A 589-nucleotide genomic window follows, 5' to 3' on the forward strand; every position below is an offset into this window, starting at 1 on the left:
CGCGCTCACCAGCCGAATCGTCCTGGAACAGGTCAAGGGCATCCTCGCGGAACGCTGGCAGACCTCCGTCGACGACGCGTTCACCGCCTTCCGCGCCTACGCCCGCACCCACCACCGCCAACTCGCCCAGCTGGCTCGCGAGATCGCCGACGGCGCCTTCGACACCGACCTGATCCCCCACCCCACCCACACCACGTCCCAGCCCTGACCACCGAACGTGAGCGAGCCTCGGGCTCCGAGGCAGCTGTCAGGGGGCCGACGGTGCGGCGATCTCCAGCCAGACGGACTTGCCGGCCAGATCCTCCCGTACGGTGACGCCCCAGCGCGTCGACAGCCGCGCGACGATGTGCAGGCCGTGCCCGCCGGGGCGCCCGGGCTGGTGAGGGAGGCGTGGCCGAGGACGGTCGGGGCCGGCGTCGGCCACCTCGACGCGCAGGGCACTCTCGGTGCAGTGCAGGAGGAGCCGTTCAGGACCGGCTGTGTGGAGGCAGGCGTTCGTCACCAGTTCGCAGACCAGCAGCAGTACGTCGTCGGCGACAGCCTGTCCTTCTTCATCAGCGGCGGGGAGCCAGCCCCAGTCCAGCAGGGC

The 589-nt window shown here is 71.3% G+C and carries 2 protein-coding genes; one reads left to right on the forward strand and one right to left on the reverse strand.

The window, feature by feature from the left end:
• On the forward strand, positions 1–208 hold a 208-nt coding region (locus tag ABD323_RS44090; protein ID WP_344447624.1), incomplete at its 5' end, for an ANTAR domain-containing protein.
• A gap of 39 nt (positions 209–247) precedes the next feature.
• Here the strand turns inward: ABD323_RS44090 and ABD323_RS44095 are convergent.
• On the reverse strand, positions 248–589 hold a 342-nt coding region (locus ABD323_RS44095; protein ID WP_344447625.1), incomplete at its 5' end, for an ATP-binding protein.

The organism is Kitasatospora nipponensis (assembly GCF_039528135.1).
Classification (GTDB): domain Bacteria; phylum Actinomycetota; class Actinomycetes; order Streptomycetales; family Streptomycetaceae; genus Kitasatospora; species Kitasatospora nipponensis.